Source organism: Alterinioella sp., from assembly GCF_058343375.1.
Genome location: NZ_JBTUJH010000016.1, coordinates 1 through 21,028 on the forward strand (window position 1 = coordinate 1; position 21,028 = coordinate 21,028).

Here is a 21,028-nt window from a genome sequence, read left to right on the forward strand (position 1 = left end):
CCAATGTGGTGCCGCGCAGGGTGACGATCCCGTCGGAGACATAGACGGCGACAGCATCATAGCCGTCGAGCTGTTGGATGATCTCGCGAATGCGCACGGCCATTGCGGCGTCCTGCTGGACCGAGTTTTCCACCGAAATGATGCTGTCAGGTTGGGTTGTGCCCTGCGCGAATGCCGAAAAGGGCAGGGCAAGCAGGAACAGGAAAAGAATATATCGCATGGCAATCACCGGTTGAAATCAGAATTTCCCGATGATCCTAAGGGCTTCGCGGACCCGGGGAAAGTCAGATTGTCTGGTCGTAATCGCCCCCCGATGGCTCGGTGCGGATGACGGCATCAAGATCGGCGAAGATTGCCCGCATCTCATCGGCGCTTTCGGGGCTTTCGCAGACCACGACCAGATTGGGAGTGTTCGAGGGAGCCCGGACCAGCCCCCAACCGCCATTGTCCAGCATCACGCGCGCGCCGTGGACGGTGCCGATATCGGCAATCTTGCGCCTCCCCAACCGACCGCCGGTCGCATGCGGCGCCTGCAGGTTTCCGACCAGCCGGGCCAGCACTTGGTATTTTTCGGTATCGGGGCAATGGGGCGACATCATGGGGGTGGCGCAGGTCACGGGGCGGCTCCGTCCGGTCAGATCCGGATCGGATCTGCCTTGGCCAGTTGATCGAACTGCATCAGGCCTTGCACCAACGCACCCATCTGATCCAGCGGGATCATGTTTGGCCCGTCCGAGGGCGCGGTATCGGGGGCTTCATGGGTTTCGATGAAGACGGCGGCAATGCCAAGTGCCACGGCACAGCGCGCCATCACCGGCGCAAATTCACGCTGCCCGCCGGATGACCCGCCTTGTCCGCCCGGCTGCTGCACTGAATGGGTCGCGTCCATCACCACCGGGTAGCCCGACTGCATCATCTGGGGCAGGGCGCGCATGTCAGCAACCAGCGTGTTATAGCCGAAACTTGTGCCGCGTTCCGTCAGCAGGATGCGGGTATTGCCGGTGCTTTCCAGCTTGGAAATGACATTGAGCATATCCCAGGGGGCCAGAAACTGCCCCTTTTTCACGTTGATCGCCGCCCCGGTTTCACCGGCCGCGATCAACAGATCGGTCTGGCGGCACAAAAAGGCGGGGATTTGCAGGATATCGGCAGCCTCGGCCACCGGCGCGCATTGCGCCTCAGTATGGATATCGGTCAGGACAGGGCAGCCAAACGCCTCACGGACGCTTTGCAGGATTGTCAGCCCCGCATCCATGCCCAGGCCACGTTTGCCCGACAGGCTGGTGCGGTTGGCCTTGTCGAAACTGGCCTTGAACACATATTGCGCGCCCGCCGCTTCGCAGATCTCGGCCATCCGGCCTGCAATCATATGGGCGTGGTCGCGGCTTTCCAGCTGGCAGGGGCCGGCAATGACCGTCAGGGGGCGGTCATTGCCAAGGCTGATCTTCCCGATCTCAATGGTTTTCATGGTTTACGCAGATACCTGTTCCCGGAGGATGGACGCCGTCATCGACACCATCAGGTAAAGCCCCGAAAAGATCAGGAACGCAAGCATCGTGTTCTCCAGCTTGCGCGGATAGGCGGCCTCGTCTGTGGCCACCGGGTTCACACTGACCGTCAGGTAAAGCGATTGCCGACCGGCTTCGATCCGCGCGCTTTCCAGCTGTTGCAGGGCCTGGGCCAACATCAGTTGCCGGGTTTGCAGATCGGCCTGGGCCACAATGAGTTCCGAAGATATCTGCGCCAGCGATATTTCGCTCGTCTCTCCGCCGGTCATCGAGGCGCGCAAGCTGGCAATCAGGGTCTCAAGATGTTGAATATTGCGTTCGGCCACTTCCACCCGGGTCTGGTTGGGGCGGGAGTTCGACTGAAGTTCGGCCAGGCGCAAGCGTTCCTGCTGCAACTGGATCTCGAAAGTGGAGATCTGGCTAAACAACGCACCAACCTCGGCTTCTGAGCTGAGGATGCCGGATTGCTCCTGCAAGGCGACAATACGCCGTTGGGCGGCCATCATGTTGGCTTCGGCCTCTTCATAGCTGTCTCTTGCGCCTTCCATCTGGTCGCCGCGCAGGCGCTGCGCCATCTGACCGACGCGCTCTTCGGCATATCTGATCAGCGCGTTGGAAAAGGCCTCGGACAGGGCCGGGTCGGCGGACACGACTTCCATCCGGATCAGGCCTTCGGTCGGGTCGTATCCAATTGTCAGGTTGCGGGAATACAGGTCATAGAGGTCTTCCTCAGACGCATCAGGCGCCAGCCGATTCAGCGGGTCGATATCAGGGGAAGAGAAATGTTCGCGCAGGCCCAGTTCCGCATCGATCAGCCGCATGGCTTCGCGGCTTTCGAGAAAGCTTTGCACTGCAATCGAATCCTGCACCGTGGCAAATGTCGTGCCGCCAAAGAGGCCAGCAAGGCCGCCTGCGGGGCTGGACGATTCTGCCTTTTGAATCTGAAATTCCGAATTGGCCGCATAGAACGGCGTCGCGACAGCGTAGAAATAGTAGCCCACAAACATGGTTGGCAGCAGCACAAACACCAGCAGCCGCGCGCCAAGCAGGATCAGCCGTTTGCGGCGGCGGGCGGCAATATCGCGCTGCATGCGCAGAATTTCCTGCGCCCGGGTCGCCTCATCCAGTGTGGGGGGGGGCGCAGCCGTTGCCGGGGCCGGGACGGAAGGCTGGCGCACAGTCGCGGGAAGGCGCGGCGCATTGGTTTTCTGCTGGCCTTCATTGACCACCAGCTCCAGCATGTTGGAGCGTTCGAACGGGTCGATGCCCTGGCGGCGCAACAGGCGCACGGCATCGAAATCCGAGGCCGGTTGCAGCCCGTGTTTTTGCGCGGTGCGGCGCGCCATGCGCAATTGCCGCCCGGTCAGTCCTTCCTGACGGATCGCTGCAAGTTCCTGCTCGATCGACAGGGTCTGTGGCGGTTGGCTGTCGGCTTTGGCCGCCGCCGAGCCGGGGAACGCGCCGGGGCCAAAGCCGTCTTCGCTGTCGGAACCGGCTGCGTCGGGTTGCCGGGTTTCACCTGTGTTGGGTGATGTGCCGGTGCGCCTGATGCGGAACTTCCTACCCTTGGGTTTCATAGTCATAAAGTCTCTTTGCTTCTTCGAGCGTGTCAAACTGGTAGAAATGGCCGTCTTTCAGAACAGCAGCTTTATTCGCAAATTTTTCCAGCGTCTTGGCCTGATGCGACACGATGACCACGGTCGAGCTGGCCAGCCGATCGGCCAGAATACCGCCCGCCTTGCGATTGAATTCGGCGTCCGTCGTGCGCGGCATGCCTTCGTCGATCAGATATATATCAAATTCCAGCGCCAGCATCAGCGCAAACTGGAATCGCGCTTTCATGCCCTGGCTATAGGTTCCGATGGGGCGGTCGAAATATTCCTCAAGATCGCACAACCAGCGGCAGAACGCCTCAATGTAATCGGGGTCCAGCCCGTATAGCTGCGCGATATAGCGGGAGTTTTCGGTGGCCGACAGCTTGCTGATGACGCCGCCCATGAAGCCAAGCGGGAACGAGATCCGGCAGCCGCGCACAATCTCGCCCTCGTCGGGCTTTTCCAGCCCCGCCATCATGTTGATAACGGTCGATTTACCGGTGCCGTTGGGGGCGAGAATGCCAAGCGATTGGCCGATTTCAACGCGAAACGACGCGCGATCAAGGATCACCTTGCGCTGCGTGCCAGTCCAGAAGGACTTGGAGACGTTTCGAAATTCGAGCATCGTTGCCCTATACTGCTGCCATATCCATGCCCCATTTTTAGCGCGGGGCTTATGAACAGGAGATGTAAGCGATCAATTGGGCACCATTATGTCCAACACGGCCGTGTTTTCATAGCGCCAACCCGCATTTTGTGCGGCAATTGGACAATCGCCTGCAAAATGCCCCCCCGAAGGCTGCATCTGGCGGAGGGTCAAAAAGCAGCGGCTCAGATATCTTTCTTTTGGACCCTCAGCAACTTGCCCATGATGAAGGCGATAATCGCGGCAAAGAAGCTCAGGAGCGCGCCCATTTTTGCGGCGTCCTGCACCGGCCCGGAGTCGAAAGCCACCGAAGCCACAAACAGCGAGACGGTAAAGCCGATTGCCGCCACACAGCCGATCACGACAAGATCGATGAGGCGCATGCCGTTCGGAAGGCCCAGGCCAAGCGGGCGCGCGGCAATCCAGCCGAAGAGGAATATCCCCAGAGGCTTTCCGATCAGCAGACCGGCCAGAACCAGCCAGGTCGCAGACCCGATGGCGGAAAACTCGACCCCCGCATTCATCAACCCGAACAGGCCCAGAATAATCTCGACCGGGTATTTCAGCGCGTGCTCCATCTTGTTCAGGAGGTCATGTAAATGACGTTCCGCATCGGCAAATAACCCAAAGGCCCGATCGGCATGCGGAATGGCGGGCACGATGGGCAACAGGCCAAGCGCGGGATGCAGCCCGCTTTCCTGAAAGCCATACCAGCTGAGGCTGCCGGCGATGGCGTAGGGCCAGAAGCTGAATACTTTGCGCACGAAGGTTGACCGGGTGCGAAGCTGATCGCCCTTGTCCATCCGGCGCGGCAGCCAGTTGAACAGGAAATAAACCGCAACGGTCGCGCCAAGGCTGAGCAGCAGCCATTGCGGTGCCAGTTCGCCCGAAGGGTAGAAGATCGCCAAAATCAACAGCCCCGCCGCGTCATCGGCAATCGCCAACAGCAGCAGAAACCGCACCGCCGGGTGACCGGCACCAAAGACCATGCGGCCCACAAGGTAGGAAAAGGCGATATCGGTCGCAGTAGGAATGGCCCAACCATTGGCAACAGCATCATAGGTCTCGGACCCCATCACGACCGCTATTCCAAGATAGACCAGAATGGGGCCGAACATGCCGCCAGCCGTCGCAAACAGCGGTGTTGCCGCTTTTCGGCCACGCAGGCTGCCGTTTTTCAGGATCACGGCCTCCCACACTTCTTTGGCGGCAATGGCAAAAAACAGCGCCATCAGAACATCGTTGACGAAGTAATGCAGCGTCAGCACGCGCACCATTTCGCCAAGCTCGTTTTCCTCCAGGACGCCGATGAAGAAGTCTTCGATCAGAACGATCTCAAGAAACTCGTGATAGCCTTCCGGGTTCGTATTCGCCCAAATCAGGGCAATGATCGCTCCACCGATCAGGAACAGGGAATAGTTGGTGACAAAATTCCAGACGCGATACATCAGGCCCCTCCGCTTGTCCTTTCGCGGTCAGATAGCGGATGGGGCTTGCTTGGACAATGCAACTTTTGACCAAGCGCAATATGCGGGAACTGCCAGGGAACTGCGCGCGACCTTCGGGATACCCGGTAGATCGCGCTGGTAGGGTCAGGCAATGCCACCCCAGATGATCCCGGCGATTATGGCACCGGTAGTGGCAAACCCGAGATAGGCGGCGAAAATCCGCGGTTTGACCAGCGCCCAGACCGCAACGGCGGCGGGGATGGAACTGACGCCGCCGGCAATCACAAAGGACATTGCGGCCCCATTGCTCATGCCCTGTTCCAGCAGGCCCGCAATCAGCGGCACGGCTGCATAGCCATTCAGATAGGCGGGCGCGCCCAGGACGGCCCCCAGCAGGATCGGGCCAAGACCGTCACCGCCCAATGTGGTTCCGATCCAGGCCGCCGGCACGTAGCGGATCAACAGCGCTTGCAGAAGATAGGCCAGCAGCAGCCATTTGCCGAGAAACAGAAGGTTGCTCCAGGCGGCATCAGTAAAGATGCGCCGCCGCGGGGCCTCGTGCCAGAAGCGCCAGTTCAGTGTCAGGCGCGGGCCGCTGTTGCACGACCCGCAGCCCGATGGTGTCTGCGCCTTGAGCGGATCGGCGAAGAAGGCCGATTTCGACAATATGCTGACGGAAAACCCGCCCATCAGGCCGATCCCGACGGCGGCAATGGTCTTGGCAATGGCGAAATCGGCCCCGAGCGCGCCGGTGGTGATTGCGAACATGGCCGGGTCCATCAGCGGCGAGGCCAGCCAAAAGGCCATGACGGCCGATAGCGGCGCGCCTGCCGCCAATAAAGCCGCAACAAAGGGAATGACTTCGCAGGAACAGAAGGGCGACAACCCGCCAACCAATGCGCCAAGCACGATCATCCGCATCTCGCGGCCCTCAAAGGCCCCTTCCATCAGCCGTTCCGAACCTGAGGCCCGCATCACTCCGATGGCGGCGACCGCGAACAGGATGAAGGGGGCGGTGCTGGCAAGGCTGGAAAACGCGTTGGACATTGACGGCCAGAACGCGGCCCGGTCCAGCAGGAAGATGCCCGCCGCGATGGCCAGACAGGTCAAAAGGACCTTGTCGATCCGGCCCGCCAAACCGCGCAAAGGGGCCGGAGATTGCGTAAGATCAGCCATGCTGGCCGGCTTGCTCGTTGGGGCTGTTATCGGCGCAGCATTCCTGCAAAAGGTAATCGGAAACCGCGCGGATCTGGTCATAATCGACCGCGCAAAGGATCCGCCGCCCGTCGCGTCGTTGAATGACAAGCCCGGCGCTGACCAGTTGTTTCAGATGATGGGTCAGGACCGACCCTGTAATGCCGACACTGTCGCCCAATCTGCCCATTGGAACGCCGTCTGGCCCGGCGCGCACGAGGCGGCGCAGAATGGTCAGCCGGTGTTCCGAGCCGAGCGCCGCAAAGGCGGTGGCGGCAACGATATGGGCGGGGGCATTGGTTATCATTTTCATGATTCTATAAATATAGAATTAAAAAGGCCATGTCCAGAGGGTTTTCATTCCAGGCGTGGCGGGGTTTGGTGCGGTCATGTCCCTTGACGCGCTGATCTCGGAAATCTCTGCCTGCCGTCTCTGCGCAGATCGCTTTGCGGTGACCAGAACCGGCCATGAACCGCGCCCGGTGGTCTGGCTGTCGCAAAACGCGCGGGTGTTGATTGCGGGGCAGGCACCGGGCGCGCGGGTGCATGTTTCGGGCAGGCCCTTTAGCGACCCGTCGGGGGACCGGTTGCGCGACTGGATGGGGGTCGATGAGGCGGTTTTCTATGACCGAGACCGCATCGCCATTTTGCCGATGGCGTTTTGTTTTCCGGGTTATGATGCGCGTGGCTCCGATCTGCCGCCGCCGCCGGTATGTGCGAAAACCTGGCGATCTGCGGTCTTGCAGTATCTGCCTGATATTCGGCTGATCTTGCTGGTTGGCGGCCATGCGCAGGCCTGGCATCTGCCGGGCAAGGCCACTGTTGCGGCCCGGGTGGGCGCGTGGCGCGACCATGCGCCCGCCATCTTCCCCTTGCCGCATCCGTCCTGGCGCAATACCGGTTGGATCCGGAAAAACCCGTGCTTCGAGGCTGAGCTGTTGCCGGCCCTGCGCGCCCGCCTGAAAGAGGTTCTGAAGACATGAGCGAAACCCCCACGGCGCTGGACCGCGCCTTTGCGGCGATGGATGCTGCCCCCGAAGATGAGGCCCTGCGGCTGCGGTTTTATGAGCGAATGGCGGATGCCGAACTGTTCTTGCTGTTGGTCGAGGAACCGGGTGAAGAGGACATAGCTCCGCAGATATTCCCGGTTGAGGATCAGGAGTTCGTGCTGGTGTTCGACCGCGAGGAACGGTTGGCCGAATTTTCCGCCGGGGTGGCGGCGCTTGCGGTTCTTTCGGGGCGAAATATTGCGCTGATGCTGGCGGGTTCGGGGATCGGAATGGCGGTCAATCTGGGCGCGCCCTCCTCGATCCTGATCCCGGGCGAGGCGGTTGACTGGCTGTCAGAGACGCTGGGCTCGGGGCCCGAAGAGGTCGAGGAACTGCCCGAAGAAATCCGGCCGCCGGTGGGCCTGCCGGAAGCGGTGATCACGTCGCTGGACACCAAGCTTGCCATGGCGGCAGGCTTGGCGCGAATGGCGTATTTATGTGCGGTCACCTATCGCGGCGGGCGGGCCTCGCATTTGCTGGCGATCATCGATCCGGTGCCGGGGGCGGAACCGGCCCTGGCGCAGGCCGCGGGCGAAGCGCTGATTTTTTCCGGCATCGAGGCGGGGGTGATCGATGTCGGGTTCTTCAAGGCCTCCGATCCGATCTGTGCCAGGCTGGCGCGGGTCGGGTTGCGGTTTGATCTGCCGGTCGCTGAACGCGCAACGGAAATGCCGGGATTCGGACCGGGGATGGACCCGGAAAAGCCGCCCAGATTGCGCTGATGGGTGCGCCCCGGGGGCGGCCCGCGTCAAGCCCCCTTCGGGAGCCATCCTTGCGCCGCATTGCCATGGGTTTGCGGCGAGGGTCGGCGCGAAATTTCCATGTCACACCCTGTGCACCAGGCGTGCACAACCGGTGCATATGCTGGCGCAGGATGGGCGGTGGGGTTCCGGCGTGCCAATGTTGGCGTGGCGCGGTATTTCGGGTGGTGGATTCGAGTATTTTTGCAAAGAAGAAGACGGGGTTGTGGCCGCAGATTGGCCTGGGTCAATACCCCAGTTTGCGATCGACGAGATGCAGCAATGGCTGGCCGGCTTCAGCGCGCGCGATATTGCGGGCGATGCTTTCGGATGCGGTTTGGGGCCGGGTTTCAGATGCGATATGTGGGGTGACCGTGACGCGGGGATGGGCCCAAAACGGGTGGTGGGGCGGCAGCGGTTCAACCCGGAACGTGTCCAGGGTGGCGTGGCCGATCTGGCCCGTATCGAGCGCGGCCAGCAGGGCTTCATCGTCGATCAGCGGGCCGCGACCGGGATTCAGGATCACCGCGCCCTTTGGCATCACGCCAAGCGTGCGCGCGTTCAGGGTGTTTTCCGTGGCCGGAGTGTCGGGCAAGAGCAGCACGGCAATTTCAGCGCTGGAAAGACAGGCATCGAGGCCGTCTGCGCCATGATGGGTCTTGATGCCCGCCAGTGATTTGGGGCTGCGGCTCCAGCCGCTGGTGTCGAAATTGAGCGCCGCCAGCGCCTTGGCGCAGGCGGTGCCGAGCGCGCCAAGGCCCAGTATGGCAACCTTGCGATTGCGCGCCAGCGGCGGCACGTCGGCGCGCCAGATGCCATCCTGACCATGGATATGCCTGTCCATCCCCAGATGATGGCGCAGCACATGGCCGGTGACCCATTCCACCATGCCTTCGCGCAGGCCGGCATCGACCATGCGGGTCAGCGGCACGCGCAAGGTGTCATTGCCGACGATGCCTTCGACCCCGGCCCAGAGGCTGAGCACGGCCTTGAGGCGCGGGAAGGCCCCGAAATCCTGCACGGCGCTGTTGGGGGCGTAGATGATGTAATCCACCATGTCCGGGTCGCAATCGGTGCCGAGATCCGCATCGCCCAGACCTTCGGCCTGCAATGCGGCGCGCAGATGCGGTTCATAGGTTTTCCAGCGCTCGGACAAGGCGGCAAACAGGATTGTGGGCATCATAGCCTGCCTTTCAGCGCGGGCGGTGGATATGGGCCGATTGCACCAGCCCGAAGGCCACCAGAACCACCAGCATCGCCGATCCGCCATAGCTGACCATTGGCAGGGGCACACCGACCACCGGGACAAGACCCATCACCATCGCCATGTTGATCGCAAAATAGAGAAAGAACGTTGCCGCGACCCCAAGTGTGACCAATGATGCGAAGCGATCTTTGGTCCGCAGGCCGGTGGTGATGCAAAAGAGCAGGATAAGAAGGTAGAGCGCCAGAAGGGAAACAGCCCCGACAAAGCCGAATTCCTCTGCCAATGTGGTGAAAATGAAATCGGTCTGTTTTTCGGGCAGAAAATCAAGGCCGCTTTGCGTGCCTTGCATGAACCCCCGGCCGGTCCAGCCGCCCGAGCCGAGCGCGATCTGGCTTTGCGTGATGTGATAGCCCGCCCCAAGCGGGTCGATCGAGGGATCAAGGAAGGTGTCGATGCGGCGATACTGATAATCCTGCAACAGCTGCCAGGATGTGCCGCGCGAATAGAACACGGCGACAACCATCCCCATGGCGGCGGCGAACACGGCCCCGAAATAGGCCCAGTGGACCCCGGCCAGAAACATCACTGCCGCGCCGCCGGTCAGCAGCAGGATGGCGGTGCCAAGGTCAGGCTGGCGTAGTGTGAGCAAGGTTGGCACCAGGATAAACACTACCGGGATCAGCACGAAGAGCGGCCGCGAGATGCGGCGCGGATCGAGCCAGTCGTAATAGGCCGCCAGCAGCATCACGACAGTGATCTTGGCCAGTTCCGAGGGTTGCAGACGGATGAAACCGAGATCGATCCAGCGCTGCGCGCCCATCCCGACCGAGCCCATGATTTCGACCATCAACAAAAGCAGGACCGACGTGCCATAAGCCACGCCCGAGATGTTGCGCCAGAACCAGATCGGCGTGAACGCCACAAACAGCATCGCCGCGAACCCGAGCACAAAGCGCTGAAGTTGCGGCGTGACCCAGGGCCGCATCGAGCCGCCGGCAACGGAATAGAGCATCATGAACCCGACCCCGGAAACGGCAAGGATCAGCAAGATGAGCGCCCAGTTGAGATACAGCACCTTGCTGAGCCCCGAGGGCGTGGATTTTTGCGAATATTCGAGAAAGCTCATGCCCGGATCCGCCCGGGTTCCTCAGGCAGATCGAACGACCGCAGGTCCATCTGGTTCTGCAATTGTTCGATATCGCGGCGCTGACCCACCGGATAGGCGGATAGCGGGGGCATTTCACCAAAATGGGCGCGCAACAAGATGTCGCGGGCGATCGGGGCAGCGACGGTGGATCCGCCGCCGCCATGTTCCACAACGACACTGACGGCATAGCGCGGGTTGTCGGCGGGCGCGTAGGCCACGAACAAGGCGTGGTCGCGCCGGTTCCAGGGCAGCTCGTCATCGCCCAGGACACCTGTTGCGCGTTCGGCCATGGTGATATTGCGGACCTGGCTGGTGCCGGATTTGCCTGCGATCTCGAAGCCTTCGGCGATGGAACGCGTGCGATAGGCGGTGCCGCGCGGGTGATTGGTGACAGACCACATGCCGCGGCGGACAATCTCCAGATTGGCAGGATCAAGGCCCAGATCGCCGCCTTCATCCATGCGGGTGGAAACGCCGTTGATGGTGCGCACAAGGCGCGGCCGGATCGCCCGGCCGGTGGCAAGGCGGCTTGTCATGATGGCAAGTTGCAGTGGCGAGGCCAGCACAAAGCCCTGCCCGATGGTCGAGTTGAGCGTATCGCCGACCACCCAATCCTCGCCGCGGTTGGCGCGTTTCCATTCGCGGGAGGGGATCAGCCCTTCAGATACGCCGGACAAGGGAAGTTCATGGTGTTCGCCAAGACCAAAGCGGCGCGACATGGCAGCGATGGCGTCGATCCCCACGCGCTGCGACAGCTCGTAATAATAGACGTCACAGGACTGAGAGAGACCGTTATTCATGTCCATTCGGCCATGGCCGCGGCGTTTCCAGCAATGGAAGCGGCGGGTGCCAAGCTCGATATAGCCGATGCAGTTGATCAGCTCCTCGGGGTCGATCAGACCCATCTCAAGGCCGGCCAGTGCGGTCATCATCTTGAAGGTCGATCCGGGCGGGTAGGTGCCCTGCACCGTCTTGCTGGCCAGCGGGCGGTAGGGGTCTTCGGTCAGGGTGGCATAATCCGCCACCGAGATGCCGCGCACGAAAAGGTTGGGGTCAAAGGCCGGGGACGAGGCCATGGCGACAATCTCGCCGGATTGAACATCCATCACGACGGCGGACGCGCTTTCACCGGCCAGCCGCGCCTTGGCGAAGTTCTGCAGACCTGCATCGACCGTCAGTTGCACATCATCGCCGGGGGTCGCGGGCACGCGGTCCAGCTCGCGCATGATGCGACCGGCGGCATTGACTTCAACCCGGCGGGTGCCTGTCTGGCCGCGCAGATTATCCTCCATCCGGGATTCCAGCCCGTAGCGGCCAACCTGAAAATCGGGGATTTGCAGGACCGGGTCGGTATCGCCGGTGGATTCGAGATAATATGCTGAAACCGGGCCGACATAGCCGGTGATATGGGCAAGATCGGATCCAACCGGATAGATGCGGCTGAACCCCACCTCGGGCGTGATACCGGGCAGCGACGGCGCGTTGACGGCGACAGCGGAGAATTCCTCCCAGCTGAGCCGGTCGGCGATGGTCACGGGGACGAAAGGGGCGCGGTCGAGGATTTCGTCCAGAGCGCGCGCCATGGCCGCCATGTCCAGATTGACGAGACGCGACAGACGCTCCAGCACGGCCTCTACGTCATCGGCGTTTTCGCGCACCATGACCACGCGGTAATTCTGTTCATTGCCGGCCACCAGCCGCCCGACCCGGTCGTAGATCAGCCCGCGTGCAGGCGGCAAAAGCTGGATGTTGATCCGGTTTTCTTCGGCCAGAAGGAGATAATCACTGGCGCGCTGGACCTGCAGATACTGCATTCGTGCCGTCAGCACGGCCCCGGTCGCCAGCATGGTGCCGCCCATGATCACGGCGCGGCGGCCCACTTTGCGGGCGCTGTCCTCGGTTACCTTCTGATTGCGTTTCATTGCGTCACCGGGCCTCAAGATCGACAAGTGGCAACTTATCCATTCCGAGCAGGAATTTCGAGACAAAGACCACAATCGGATAGATCACAATTGTAGCAAGCCCCTCCATCAGGACCAGGCCCAGGCTCGGCTGGTCGGTAAACAGCACCCAAAGGATCAGCCGTTGGGCCACAATCATGGCCAGGATCATCCCCGCGATAATGGCCATTTCCACAAGGAAAGGTGCCTCGGTCAGGGCCGCGCGACGATTTTGCAGGGCCACGACCGCCATCAGTGCCAGCATAGTCCAGAGGCCGACGGGTCGTTGCAGCAGAAAATCGCCCAGAAGGAACAAAAACACGATTGCGGCGACCGGCACGGCGGCGGGTTGGCGCAAGATCCAGGCCAGCGTGACGGCAAGGATGATATCTGGCCCCGGCAGGCCCGGGGTGCCGGTTTCCAGCGGCAGGATGCGGAAGAATATGACGCCAAGACCGAGGCCAAGGTAAATTCCGCGATATGTCCAGATCCGGCGCGGGGGTGTCTTTCTAGCCATCGCTTGTCTCGGAATGCGGGTCGGATTGCGTCGTTTCGGCGGGGGCCTCTGGCGTTGGCTCATCCGCGCCGTTTGCGGGCATCAGCGGCCAGGGCGGGCCGATCAAGCCGCCGGGATCGGACAGCGCGGTGCCCGGATGGCTGCGCATCACGCGCAGGAAATTGAGACGCGAGAAATCGGCCGAGGGGCGCACCCGAAGCTGCCCGTCCCGGTCGATCACCACCTGACCTACCAGAAGCCCGGCCGGAAACACGCCGCCATCGCCCGAGGTGATCACCCTGTCACCGGCGGCGATATCCTCGGCGGCGTCCAGAAACTCGATCAGCGGCGCGGCGGAATTGTCGCCCATCAAAATGGCGCGCTGGCCCGATGGCAGGACGGTCACCGGAATGCGGCTGTTCGAATCGGTCAGCAGGATCACCCGCGAGGTGTTTTCGGCAACGCCGGAAATCCGGCCCACGACACCCAGACCGTCCATCGTGGCCCAACCATCGAGAATGCCGTCCCGCGCGCCCACATTCAGCAGCACCGAGCGGCGGAACGGTGATCCGCTATCGGCCAGCACCAGGCCGGTGACAAAGGTCAGTTCAGGGTCAAGCTGCACCCGGTTCAGGTCCAGCAGCCGGGCATTTTCCTGTTCCAGTTGCAAGGCCGCCTCGCGCCAGGTGCGCATCTGCTGCAATTCGCGCCTGAGTTCCGCGTTTTGTTCATAAAGCCGGGCGTAGCTCTGGAAATCATCGACCATACGACCAAGCGCCGTGACCGGGGCCATCACCCATTCAAGATTGGGCACGATCCGGTCGGTGACCGCGCTGCGCAGCCGTTCAACGCGGGGGTTGTCGATGCGCCAGACCAGAACGAGCACAGCAAGACACAGGATGAGAACCGTCATCAGCAGGCGCCGGACGGGGCGGACATGGCTGGTATCGGCGCTTTCTCGGGCCATGAGGTCCTATGCGTCGGGGTTGCGGTTCAGGCGATGGTCAGCTGTCATAGTCGATTGCGTGGCGCAACAGGTCTTCGTATTCCAGCGCCTTGCCGGTGCCCAATGCAACACAATTCAGGCTTTCATCGGCAACCGAAATGGCAAGCCCGGTCTGCTCGCGCAGCGCCAGGTCAAGTTCACCCAACAGCGCACCGCCACCGGTCAGCATGACGCCGCGGTCAACGATATCGGCGGCAAGGTCGGGCGGGGTCGCCTCCAGCGCGCTCATCACCGCCTCGCAGATCTGCTGCACCGGCTCGGCCAGCGCCTCGGCCACCTGGGCCTGGTTGATCTCGGTTTCCTTGGGCACGCCGTTCAGAAGATCGCGTCCGCGGATCTGCATTGACGCCCCGCGGCCATCATCGGGCATCCGTGCGGTGCCGATCGAGGTCTTGATACGTTCCGAGGTTGCTTCGCCGATCAGAAGGTTCTGCTGGCGGCGCAGATAGGCGATGATCGCCTCATCCATGCGGTCGCCACCAACCCGGACCGAGCGGGCATAGACGATATCGGCCAGGCTGAGGATAGCCACCTCGGTGGTGCCGCCGCCGATATCGACCACCATCGACCCGGTCGGGTCGGTGATGGGCATGCCGGCACCAATGGCGGCCGCGATAGGTTCGGCAATCAGCCCCGCCTTGCGCGCACCGGCGCTGAGGACCGACTGCCGGATGGCGCGTTTTTCCACCGGCGTCGCGCCATGCGGCACGCAGACGATGATTTTCGGCTTGGTAAAGGTGGAGCGTTTATGGACCTTGCGGATGAAATGCTTGATCATTTCTTCGGCCACGTCGAAATCGGCGATCACGCCGTCGCGCATCGGGCGGATGGCCTGGATCGAGCCCGGCGTGCGGCCAAGCATCAGTTTGGCGTCCTCACCGAAGGCCAATGCCTTCTTGACGCCATCCTTGATCTGATAGGCCACGACGGAAGGTTCGTTCAGCACGACGCCCTTGCCCTTTACATAGATGAGCGTGTTCGCGGTGCCGAGATCGATTGCCATATCGGCGGAAAAAAGGCTGCCTAATCCAAAGACCATTTTGGGCGCTATCCTGCTGTGAGTCCAAGAGGGCGCGCAAGAGACTCAGAGCACCCGGATCGGGCTGCATATAGTCACCCCGGCCCGATTACGTAAAGGGCGATAAGCGGAAAGGTCAGCGCGTTCTTGCCGGGCTCGGCCGGGAAACAGGGCATGTGGCGGCAATGCGGCCCATATCCGCGCCGCCCTCGGGGCCGGGACAGTGCCGCGCGGGCGACGGCTCGGGCGGGCAGCCAACACGGCCTTGTCTGCCCGCCGGGCTTCAACTGCCGGTATCTTTGTAGGAAATTTCCTTCATATCGGACCCGCCCATCTTTTCGCGCCGCAGGATCAGCCGGTTCAGCGCATTCACATAGGCGCGCACGCTGGCAACCACGGTATCGGTATCGGCCGATTGGCCGGTGGCGATGCGGCCGTCTTCCTCGATTCGCACCGATACTGTCGCCTGCGCATCCATGCCTTCAGTCACGGCGCTGACCTGATAGAGCTGTAACTGCGCATCATTGGGAAAGATCATCTTGACCGCGTTGAACGCCGCATCCACCGGCCCGTCGCCCTGTGCCGTGACCTGATGTTCGGTATCGCCCACGCGCAGGGTCAGATCCGCTGATTGCGGCGCTTGCGTGCCGCAGATGACGCGCAGAAACTTGACCTCCAGTTGGTCGGAGGCATCCGAGGCCCCGGCATCGGTGACCAGCGCGATCAGGTCGTCGTCAAACACTTCCTTTTTGCGGTCGGCCAGCGCCTTGTAACGCACGAACACATCATTGAGCTGGTTGTCGGCCAGATCATAGCCCAGATCCTTCAGTTTGGAACGCAGCGCGGCGCGGCCCGAATGCTTGCCCATGACAATGTTGGTCTCAGCCAGGCCGACATCCTCGGGGCGCATGATCTCGAAGGTTTCGGCGTTTTTCAACATGCCGTCCTGATGGATGCCGGACTCGTGGGCAAAGGCGTTCTTGCCGACGATGGCCTTGTTGAACTGCACCGCAAAGCCCGAGACAGCGGCCACCCGGCGGCTGATATTCATCAGCCTGGTGGTGTCGATGCCGGTGGACCAGGGCATGATGTCATGGCGGACCTTGAGCGCCATCACCACCTCTTCCAGCGCGGTGTTGCCGGCGCGTTCGCCCAGGCCGTTGATGGTGCATTCGATCTGGCGCGCGCCGCCCGCCACCGCGGCCAGGCTGTTGGCCGTCGCCATGCCCAGATCATTGTGGCAATGGGTGGCGAAAACAACCTCGTCGGCGCCGGGCACGGTTTCGATCAGGCGGCGGATCAGATCGGCGGATTCGACGGGGGCGGTGTAGCCCACGGTATCGGGGATGTTGATCGTGGTGGCCCCGGCCTTGATGGCAATCTCGACCGTGCGGCACAGGTAATCCCATTCCGTTCGCGTCGCATCCATCGGCGACCATTGCACATTGTCACACAGATTGCGCGCATGGGTCACGGTGTCGTGGATGCGGTCGGCCATTTCATCCATGGTCAGGTTCGGAATGGCGCGGTGCAGCTCCGAGGTGCCGATGAAGGTGTGGATGCGCGGAAAGCGGGCGTGTTTCACAGCCTCCCAACAGCGGTCGATATCCTTGAAACTGGCGCGGGCCAGGCCGCAGATCACGGCCCGTTGCGCGGTTTTGGCAATATCGGACACGGCGGCGAAATCGCCTTCGGAGGCAATCGGAAACCCGGCCTCGATGATATCGACGCCCATTTCATCCAGCAGGCCCGCGATCTCCAGCTTCTCGGCATGGCTCATGGTGGCGCCGGGGCTTTGTTCGCCGTCGCGCAGGGTGGTGTCGAAAATGACGACGCGGTTCTTGTCAGTAGTCATGGGTTTGGTGTCCTTGGTCTCAGCCTGGATATATGCGTGGATTTTCGGCGCTGGTTCCCCTCTGAGCGGTCGCGCCGAAAGGCACGCTCAGAGCAGGCTAAGGAGAAGAAGCGCGCGCGTGGACAGATCGCCCAACGGGGCGACAGGGGCTGTGATATGCGCGTGCGTCGTCATGGGGTGGATTATTACCGCCGCAGCCAGCGATGGAAAGCGGTTTTTTGTCAAAGAGCGCGCGCATCCTGTTCCGGGCGGACAAGGACGGGCAGCCCGGGGCCCAGAATGAGGCTCAGGCCGGTTCCACATAGATCAGGTTGGGCAGTCGGGTATCGGTCGGGATGCAATAGGGCATTTCAGGATAGCTGAGCGATGCCACGCGCACCCGCCGCGCGCCGGTTCCGATGGCCTGCAACCCGACCAGACCCTGGGGAAGCAGCGTCCGCATACCGTTTTCATGTTCGATCTGCAGGCAGGGGGTGGCTGATTCATTATACCAGTCTGCCGGGCAGGATGCCATTTCCTCCAGCACGGTTACGGTTTCCACCATGCGGCTGAGTGTCGGCGCGCATTCCAACCGGTCCGAATAGCTTTGCCTGATATAGGCCTGCGCGTCGTAGTCTGGGTCAGGCGGGCGGGTCTCTGTGGTGGTTGTTTCGGGCACGCAAGCGATCAGCAAAGCAAGCGAAATTGACCCCGATGACAGCCTGATCGCACCCCCGGTATCAGCCATTTCCGGCTGGATCCGCGGCTTCGGGTTCGGCGTCTTCGGGCGGCGTTTCGGGGTTTTCATCTTCTGGCGTGTCTGCGGAGCTGAGCAGACGGCCATCTTCCCAATTGCCCTGCACCACGCGCGCCGCCTCGCCATCGGTCGCGGCATAGGTCATCGTGCCCGTGCCCTGGCGGGTGCCGTTCACAAACAGCCCCTGATAGACATCGCCATTGGCATAGGTCGCGCGCCCGGTGCCGTTGATCTCACCGTTTTGCCATTCGCCGGAATAGGTGAACCCGTCGGGCATGGTCAACGTCCCTTCGCCGTCGCGTTGGCCGGCGGTAAAGCCGCCCTCATAGACGGTGCCATCCTCATAGGTGGCAATGCCCTGCCCGTGGCGCAGGCCATCGGCCCAGGCCCCCTCATAGCGGTAAAGAAACTGCGGCACGTCATAGCTGTTGCCGGCCGCAATGGCGGCGGCGGCGGCCTCGGGGTCATAATCGGGGTTGGCATTGGTCATGACGCCCTGGCCATGCTGGCGGGCATTCAGGAACTGGCCTTCATAGACCAGACCGTTGGTGAAGGTGGCAATGCCAAAGCCCTGAATCACGCCCTCGACCCAATCGCCTTCATAGGTGGAGCCATCTTCATAGGTAATGGTGCCGCGCCCATGCGCGAGGTCATTGCGGAACGTGCCTTCATAGACCGAGCCATCGGGATAGGTCACGCGGCCTTCTCCCTCGATCCGGCCATCGATCCATTGGCCGACATAAAGATACCCGTCGACGCCGCGGAATTCGCCCTGTCCATGACGGCGGTCATTGGCGAAATCGCCCTCGTAGCGGTCGCCATTGGCATAGCGCACGATGCCCCGGCCCTGGCGCTGGCCATTGACCAGCTGGCCCTCATAGACGTCGCCATTGGGTTGCGTCAGCGTGCCGGTGCCGTTGATCTGGCCCTCGCTCCATTCCCCTTCATAGATGACACCATCGGGCATCTCCAGGCGGCCCTGCCCGGAGCGCTGGCCAGCCTCGAAATTGCCTTCATAGATGGCACCATCCGGGTAGGAGATGCGCCCGAGCCCCTGTTTCAGCCCGTTCACCCAGGCCCCTTCATAGCGGTAGCCATTGGGGCTGGTCATGGTGCCCTGGCCATGGTGAAGCGCGTTGCGGAACCCGCCCTCATAGCGCACGCCATTGGCATAAAGCGCAAGACCGGTGCCATTGATCCGACCCTCGGCCCATTCGCCCTCATAGGTCGACCCGTCGGCGAAGGTGATCAGGCCAAACCCTTCGGGGCGCCCCGCCACAAAGCTGCCGACATAGATCGAGCCATCGGGAAACACCGCGCGGCCCTGGCCCAGGATCTCTCCATCCACCCATTCGCCGGTATATTCATACCCGTTGGGCAGCCGATAGGTGCCGGTGCCATGCTGGACCCCGCCCCTGAAGGTGCCCTCATAGATACCGCCGCCTTCATATTGAAAGATCTCGACCTCACCGCTGTCCTGTGCGCCTGCGGCACCGGCCAGCATCATGGCAATGCAAGAGATTGAAAAAACCCGCCGAAGGGTGCCTGCACCTGTTTGGCTCACCTGATATCTCCTTTGGGGAGGTTGTTGTTAGGCCCGAGCCTAACCTAGTGGAGGGTCGTTAACCCCGCAATCTCTTTTGCCAATGGCGGCTTGGCGGCAGGCGATGATCTGCTAAAAGCGGGGCCGACCCGACCCCAAGGAAGCCCGCATGTCCGATAGATTCCGCCTGACCCTTGCGCAACTGAACGCCACCGTCGGCGCGCTTGAGGACAACGCCGCCAAGGCCCGGGATGCCTGGGCCGAGGCCAAGGCCGCGGGGGCCGATATGATCGCCTTCCCCGAGATGTTCATCACCGGCTATCAGTTGCAGGATCTGGTCCGCAAATCGGCTTTTGCGATGGATGTGCAGCGGGTGTTGAAGCAATTGGCCGCCGATTGCGCCGACGGCCCGGTGATCGGTATCGGCGGCCCCTGGCCCGGCCCGGACAAGCCCTTCAACGCCTATTTCATCCTGCGGGAGGGCAAAGTCACCACGCAGATTCTCAAGCAGCATCTGCCGAATTACAACGTGTTTGACGAAAAACGTTACTACCACGCCGGCACCCCGCAAGGCCCTGTCTCGGTTGGCCCGCTGCGCATCGGGGTGCCGATCTGCGAGGATGTCTGGTTCGAGGATGTAAGCGAGACCCTGGCCGAAAGCGGTGCCGATATTCTGCTGGTGCCGAACGGGTCGCCCTATCATCGCGGCAAGATGGGTATCCGGCAGGCGGTGACGGTGGCGCGCGTGATCGAAACCGGCCTGCCGCTGGTCTATCTGAACCTGACCGGGGGCCAGGATGATCAGATGTTCGACGGGGCCAGTTTCGTGCTCAACCCCGGCGGCGTGCTGTGCCACCAGATGCCGGCCTTCGATGTGGCGCTGGCGCATGTGGATTTCTACCGCACCGCAGAGGGTTGGCGCGCGGTCGAGGGCGAAAAGGCCGTGCTGCCCGACATTTGGGAATCGGATTATCGCGCCATGGTCGAATCAGTGCGCGACTATCTGGCCAAGACCGGGTTTGCCCGGGTTCTGCTCGGCCTGTCCGGTGGCATTGATTCGGCGATCGTGGCAACCATCGCCGCCGATGCCCTTGGCCCGGAAAACGTGCATTGCGTGATGATGCCATCGGAATACACGTCACAGGCTTCGCTCGATGATGCCGCTGAAGTGGCGAAAAACCTCGGCGTGCGCCTCGACACGGTGCCGATTTCCGGCCCCCGCGCGGCGATGACAGATGCGCTTGCGCCGCTATTTGCGGGCACCGAACCAGACCTGACCGAGGAAAACATCCAGTCCCGCCTGCGCGGTGTGATCCTGATGGCGCTGTCCAATAAATTCGGCGCGATGCTGCTGACCACCGGCAATAAATCCGAAGTCGCGGTGGGCTACGCCACGATCTACGGCGATATGGCCGGCGGCTATAACCCGATCAAGGACATGTATAAGACCCGCGTGTTTCAGACCTGCCGCTGGCGCAACGCCAATCACCGGCCCTGGATGAAGGCCCCGGCGGGGCAGGTCATTCCGCCGCGTGTGATCGACAAGCCACCCACTGCGGAATTGCGCGCCGATCAAAAAGACAGCGACAGCCTGCCGCCCTACGAGGTGCTGGATGAGATCCTTGAAATGCTGATCGACAAGGAAGCCTCGGTTGCCGATATCGTTGCCATGGGCCATGATCGGGCCACAGTGAAAAAAATCGAAAACCTGCTCTACATTTCGGAATATAAACGCTTCCAATCGGCCCCCGGCGTGCGCCTGTCCGAAAAGGCCTTCTGGCTCGATCGCCGCTATCCGATTGCAAACAGCTGGCGCGACAACAGCTGACCGCCACTTTCCCTTTCATCTTGGTCAAAATACCTCGGGGGTGTGGGGGCAGGGCCCCCACCCGGATCGGAT

The 21,028-nt window shown here is 62.0% G+C and carries 18 protein-coding genes and 2 pseudogenes; 3 read left to right on the plus strand and 17 right to left on the minus strand.

Annotation, left to right across the window (positions count from 1 at the left end):
• The 8 genes and pseudogenes from ACW8PS_RS02695 to ACW8PS_RS02730 all read right to left on the minus strand — a co-directional run.
• Positions 1–220, minus strand: a pseudogene (locus ACW8PS_RS02695) (mechanosensitive ion channel protein MscS); the annotation flags it as partial.
• Positions 221–284: 64 nt separating this feature from the next.
• Positions 285–614: pseudogene (locus ACW8PS_RS02700) on the minus strand (phosphomannomutase/phosphoglucomutase); the annotation flags it as partial.
• A gap of 20 nt (positions 615–634) precedes the next feature.
• The gene (kdsA, locus tag ACW8PS_RS02705; RefSeq protein ID WP_491525722.1) at positions 635–1,468 is read right to left on the minus strand and encodes a 3-deoxy-8-phosphooctulonate synthase; all 834 of its coding nucleotides are present in this window, start codon (positions 1,466–1,468) and stop codon (positions 635–637) included.
• 3 nt (positions 1,469–1,471) lie between these two features.
• Positions 1,472–3,091, minus strand: coding sequence for a KpsE/RkpR family capsule polysaccharide export protein (locus tag ACW8PS_RS02710; RefSeq protein ID WP_491525723.1), 1,620 nt, complete (start codon positions 3,089–3,091; stop codon positions 1,472–1,474).
• The gene (locus ACW8PS_RS02715) at positions 3,069–3,728 is read right to left on the minus strand and encodes an ABC transporter ATP-binding protein (protein WP_491525724.1); all 660 of its coding nucleotides are present in this window, start codon (positions 3,726–3,728) and stop codon (positions 3,069–3,071) included. The genes ACW8PS_RS02710 and ACW8PS_RS02715 overlap by 23 nt, the downstream gene beginning before the upstream one ends.
• A 206-nt stretch (positions 3,729–3,934) precedes the next feature.
• Entirely contained in the window at positions 3,935–5,197 is a 1,263-nt protein-coding gene (locus tag ACW8PS_RS02720; RefSeq protein WP_491525725.1) for a Na+/H+ antiporter NhaA, read from the minus strand.
• Positions 5,198–5,341: 144 nt separating this feature from the next.
• Positions 5,342–6,373 carry a permease gene (locus ACW8PS_RS02725; protein ID WP_491525726.1) on the minus strand — a complete coding sequence of 344 codons (1,032 nt, stop codon included), beginning with the start codon at positions 6,371–6,373 and terminating at the stop codon, positions 5,342–5,344.
• Positions 6,366–6,704 carry an ArsR/SmtB family transcription factor gene (locus tag ACW8PS_RS02730; protein ID WP_491525727.1) on the minus strand — a complete coding sequence of 113 codons (339 nt, stop codon included), beginning with the start codon at positions 6,702–6,704 and terminating at the stop codon, positions 6,366–6,368. The genes ACW8PS_RS02725 and ACW8PS_RS02730 overlap by 8 nt, the downstream gene beginning before the upstream one ends.
• Positions 6,705–6,780: 76 nt before the next feature.
• On the opposite strand from ACW8PS_RS02730, the gene ACW8PS_RS02735 reads away from it, so the two are divergent.
• Together ACW8PS_RS02735 and ACW8PS_RS02740 are read left to right on the plus strand one after the other, a co-directional pair.
• Positions 6,781–7,374, plus strand: coding sequence for a uracil-DNA glycosylase family protein (locus ACW8PS_RS02735; RefSeq protein ID WP_491525728.1), 594 nt, complete (start codon positions 6,781–6,783; stop codon positions 7,372–7,374).
• Positions 7,371–8,162 (plus strand): SseB family protein, encoded by a 792-nt coding sequence (locus ACW8PS_RS02740; protein ID WP_491525730.1) that lies wholly within the window; start codon positions 7,371–7,373, stop codon positions 8,160–8,162. The genes ACW8PS_RS02735 and ACW8PS_RS02740 overlap by 4 nt, the downstream gene beginning before the upstream one ends.
• Positions 8,163–8,427: 265 nt before the next feature.
• On the opposite strand, the gene ACW8PS_RS02745 is transcribed toward ACW8PS_RS02740, so the two are convergent.
• The 9 genes from ACW8PS_RS02745 to ACW8PS_RS02785 all read right to left on the minus strand — a co-directional run bounded on the left by ACW8PS_RS02745 (position 8,428) and on the right by ACW8PS_RS02785 (position 19,092).
• Entirely contained in the window at positions 8,428–9,363 is a 936-nt protein-coding gene (locus ACW8PS_RS02745; RefSeq protein ID WP_491525731.1) for a 2-hydroxyacid dehydrogenase, read from the minus strand.
• A gap of 10 nt (positions 9,364–9,373) precedes the next feature.
• Positions 9,374–10,513, minus strand: coding sequence for a rod shape-determining protein RodA (gene rodA / locus ACW8PS_RS02750; protein WP_491525732.1), 1,140 nt, complete (start codon positions 10,511–10,513; stop codon positions 9,374–9,376).
• The gene (gene mrdA / locus ACW8PS_RS02755) at positions 10,510–12,456 is read right to left on the minus strand and encodes a penicillin-binding protein 2 (RefSeq protein ID WP_491525733.1); all 1,947 of its coding nucleotides are present in this window, start codon (positions 12,454–12,456) and stop codon (positions 10,510–10,512) included. The genes rodA and mrdA overlap by 4 nt, the downstream gene beginning before the upstream one ends.
• Positions 12,457–12,460: 4 nt before the next feature.
• Positions 12,461–12,991, minus strand: coding sequence for a rod shape-determining protein MreD (locus ACW8PS_RS02760; protein WP_491525734.1), 531 nt, complete (start codon positions 12,989–12,991; stop codon positions 12,461–12,463).
• Positions 12,984–13,937, minus strand: a complete 954-nt coding sequence (gene mreC, locus ACW8PS_RS02765) for a rod shape-determining protein MreC (RefSeq protein WP_491525736.1) — start codon at positions 13,935–13,937, stop codon at positions 12,984–12,986. The genes ACW8PS_RS02760 and mreC overlap by 8 nt, the downstream gene beginning before the upstream one ends.
• 37 nt (positions 13,938–13,974) lie before the next feature.
• Positions 13,975–15,015: a rod shape-determining protein gene (locus ACW8PS_RS02770; protein WP_491525737.1), complete on the minus strand. Its 1,041-nt coding sequence runs from the start codon at positions 15,013–15,015 to the stop codon at positions 13,975–13,977.
• A gap of 262 nt (positions 15,016–15,277) precedes the next feature.
• Positions 15,278–16,849 carry a 2-isopropylmalate synthase gene (locus tag ACW8PS_RS02775; RefSeq protein WP_491525738.1) on the minus strand — a complete coding sequence of 524 codons (1,572 nt, stop codon included), beginning with the start codon at positions 16,847–16,849 and terminating at the stop codon, positions 15,278–15,280.
• Between the two features lie 286 nt (positions 16,850–17,135).
• Entirely contained in the window at positions 17,136–17,576 is a 441-nt protein-coding gene (locus ACW8PS_RS02780) for a hypothetical protein (RefSeq protein WP_491525740.1), read from the minus strand.
• Positions 17,569–19,092, minus strand: a complete 1,524-nt coding sequence (locus ACW8PS_RS02785; protein ID WP_491525778.1) for an MORN repeat-containing protein — start codon at positions 19,090–19,092, stop codon at positions 17,569–17,571. Before ACW8PS_RS02785 ends, ACW8PS_RS02780 begins: the two co-directional genes overlap by 8 nt.
• A gap of 205 nt (positions 19,093–19,297) precedes the next feature.
• Here ACW8PS_RS02785 and ACW8PS_RS02790 point away from each other — a divergent pair, with 205 nt between their 5' ends.
• Positions 19,298–20,956 carry an NAD+ synthase gene (locus ACW8PS_RS02790; RefSeq protein ID WP_491525741.1) on the plus strand — a complete coding sequence of 553 codons (1,659 nt, stop codon included), beginning with the start codon at positions 19,298–19,300 and terminating at the stop codon, positions 20,954–20,956.
• Positions 20,957–21,028: the final 72 nt, after the last annotated feature.

What these genes read in the sequence shown, in the direction of transcription:
- kdsA (WP_491525722.1), bottom strand. Translation starts at nt 1,468, where the DNA reads ATGAAAACCATTGAGATCGGGAAGATCAGCCTTGGCAATGACCGCCCC.
- ACW8PS_RS02710 (WP_491525723.1), bottom strand. Translation starts at nt 3,091, where the DNA reads ATGACTATGAAACCCAAGGGTAGGAAGTTCCGCATCAGGCGCACCGGC.
- ACW8PS_RS02715 (WP_491525724.1), bottom strand. Translation starts at nt 3,728, where the DNA reads ATGCTCGAATTTCGAAACGTCTCCAAGTCCTTCTGGACTGGCACGCAG.
- ACW8PS_RS02720 (WP_491525725.1), bottom strand. Translation starts at nt 5,197, where the DNA reads ATGTATCGCGTCTGGAATTTTGTCACCAACTATTCCCTGTTCCTGATC.
- ACW8PS_RS02725 (WP_491525726.1), bottom strand. Translation starts at nt 6,373, where the DNA reads ATGGCTGATCTTACGCAATCTCCGGCCCCTTTGCGCGGTTTGGCGGGC.
- ACW8PS_RS02730 (WP_491525727.1), bottom strand. Translation starts at nt 6,704, where the DNA reads ATGAAAATGATAACCAATGCCCCCGCCCATATCGTTGCCGCCACCGCC.
- ACW8PS_RS02735 (WP_491525728.1), top strand. Translation starts at nt 6,781, where the DNA reads ATGTCCCTTGACGCGCTGATCTCGGAAATCTCTGCCTGCCGTCTCTGC.
- ACW8PS_RS02740 (WP_491525730.1), top strand. Translation starts at nt 7,371, where the DNA reads ATGAGCGAAACCCCCACGGCGCTGGACCGCGCCTTTGCGGCGATGGAT.
- ACW8PS_RS02745 (WP_491525731.1), bottom strand. Translation starts at nt 9,363, where the DNA reads ATGATGCCCACAATCCTGTTTGCCGCCTTGTCCGAGCGCTGGAAAACC.
- rodA (WP_491525732.1), bottom strand. Translation starts at nt 10,513, where the DNA reads ATGAGCTTTCTCGAATATTCGCAAAAATCCACGCCCTCGGGGCTCAGC.
- mrdA (WP_491525733.1), bottom strand. Translation starts at nt 12,456, where the DNA reads ATGAAACGCAATCAGAAGGTAACCGAGGACAGCGCCCGCAAAGTGGGC.
- ACW8PS_RS02760 (WP_491525734.1), bottom strand. Translation starts at nt 12,991, where the DNA reads ATGGCTAGAAAGACACCCCCGCGCCGGATCTGGACATATCGCGGAATT.
- mreC (WP_491525736.1), bottom strand. Translation starts at nt 13,937, where the DNA reads ATGGCCCGAGAAAGCGCCGATACCAGCCATGTCCGCCCCGTCCGGCGC.
- ACW8PS_RS02770 (WP_491525737.1), bottom strand. Translation starts at nt 15,015, where the DNA reads ATGGTCTTTGGATTAGGCAGCCTTTTTTCCGCCGATATGGCAATCGAT.
- ACW8PS_RS02775 (WP_491525738.1), bottom strand. Translation starts at nt 16,849, where the DNA reads ATGACTACTGACAAGAACCGCGTCGTCATTTTCGACACCACCCTGCGC.
- ACW8PS_RS02780 (WP_491525740.1), bottom strand. Translation starts at nt 17,576, where the DNA reads ATGGCTGATACCGGGGGTGCGATCAGGCTGTCATCGGGGTCAATTTCG.
- ACW8PS_RS02785 (WP_491525778.1), bottom strand. Translation starts at nt 19,092, where the DNA reads ATGATGCTGGCCGGTGCCGCAGGCGCACAGGACAGCGGTGAGGTCGAG.
- ACW8PS_RS02790 (WP_491525741.1), top strand. Translation starts at nt 19,298, where the DNA reads ATGTCCGATAGATTCCGCCTGACCCTTGCGCAACTGAACGCCACCGTC.